Source organism: Kocuria sp. NPDC057446 (genome assembly GCF_042802875.1).
Taxonomy (GTDB): Bacteria; Actinomycetota; Actinomycetes; order Actinomycetales; family Micrococcaceae; genus Kocuria.
Genome location: NZ_JBHVDI010000284.1, coordinates 1 through 1,644, shown reverse-complemented (window position 1 = coordinate 1,644; position 1,644 = coordinate 1). Strand labels below are relative to the sequence as shown.

At 73.5% G+C, this 1,644-nt stretch carries 1 protein-coding gene; it reads right to left on the bottom strand.

The window, feature by feature from the left end:
• Positions 1 to 52 precede the first annotated feature (52 nt).
• The gene (locus ACFU0Y_RS18115; RefSeq protein ID WP_380216351.1) at positions 53 to 1,510 is read right to left on the bottom strand and encodes a mycothione reductase; all 1,458 of its coding nucleotides are present in this window, start codon (positions 1,508 to 1,510) and stop codon (positions 53 to 55) included.
• Positions 1,511 to 1,644 lie beyond the last annotated feature (134 nt).

Below are 1,644 nucleotides of genomic sequence, written 5' to 3'. Positions count from 1 at the left end.
CGGCCCCCTGCGGGGCCGGGGCTTGCGGGGGTCGGGGCGGCGGCCGGTGGGATCACCGGCCGCCGACGAGGACCTCCGGGGCCAGCGGCGAGTGCTCCGGGACGTCGAGGCCCAGCAGCGCGTTCTCGACGACCTCGCTCAGGGCGGGGTGGATCCAGTACTGGCCGCGGGCCATCGTGTGGGCGTCGAGGCCGAAGGACATCGCCTGCACCAGGGGCTGGATCAGCAGGGAGGCCTCCTCGCCGATCAGGTGCGCGCCCAGGAGCCGTCCGGTGCCCTTCTCCGCGATGAGCTTGCACAGACCGGTGTGGTCCTCCATGGCCCAGCCGTAGGCGGTGGCCCCGTAGTCCTGCACCTTGACGGTGATCTCGCTGCCCTGCTCGACCGCCCACTGCTCGGCCTCCGCCTGGGTCATGCCCACGGAGGCGATCTGCGGGCTCGTGAACACGGCGGAGGGCACGAAGCGGTGGTCGGTGGCGCGGAGCTCGCCCGGGTGCAGGAGGTTGTACTGCACCGTGCGGGCCTCGGCGTTGGCCACGTGCTTGAGCTGGTAGGGCGAGCTGATGTCGCCCAGCGCCCACACGCCCTCGACGGGACGCCCCCCGGAGAGGGCGCGCTGGTGCTCGTCGACGGCCAGCAGACCGTCCTGCCGCACGTCCAGGCCTCCCGCCCGGGCGTCGAGCACGTCGGTGTTCGGCTGCCGGCCCGTGGCCACGAGCACCACGTCCGCGGGCAGCCGCATGACGAGCTCCGGGTCCTGCGGGTCCCGGAAGGTGACCATCACGGCGCACTCCTCGCCGTCCCACTCCTCGACCTCGCTCAGCGACCAGCCCGTCTCGAGCTTCCACTGGCGGGAGGCCTCGCGCGCGAAGCGCTCGGCGATCTCCGGGTCGTGGTAGCGCAGGATCCGGTGGGAGCGGTTCACCTGGGTGACCCGCGAGCCGAGGCTGGAGAAGACGTGGGCGAACTCGGCGCCGATGTAGCCGCCGCCGACCACCACCACGCGGCGGGGCAGCTCCTCGATGCGCATCACCGTGTCCGAGGTGTGCACCTGCGGCAGGTCGATGCCGGGGACCACGGGCCGCACCGGCCGCGAGCCGGAGGCGACCACGATCTGGTCGGCGGTGATGTCCTCACCGGACGCGGTGCGCAGCACCCGGGGCGCGGTGAAGCGCACGTGCTCCTGGTAGACCGTCACGTGCGGCAGCGTCCTGCGGTACTCGAGCCCGCCGTGGGAGATCGCGTCGATCCGCCCGAAGATCCGGTCCCGCATCTCCCGCCAGCGCACGCCGTTCACCGCGGCGTCGAGGCCCAGCCGGTCCGCCTCGTGGGCGCGGCGGGCCACGCTCGCCGGGTACGCGTACATCTTCGTCGGGATGCAGCCGACGTTGAGGCAGGTGCCGCCGAAGGTCCCGCCGTCGACGATGGCGACGTCCAGGCCCTCGTAGTCCTCGGTGAGGATGGAGTTGCCCGAGCCGGAGCCGATGATGATGAGGTCGAATGTCCGCATGGCGCCCATCCTATGCGCGGCGGGGCCGGCCGCCGGGCGGCCCCGCGCGCGCCCTCCCGGGGAGTCCTCCCGGGCATCCGGAGGGGCCTCCTGACGGTTTCCGTGGCCGCCGGCGCCGCGCCCCTCCCGGAGCG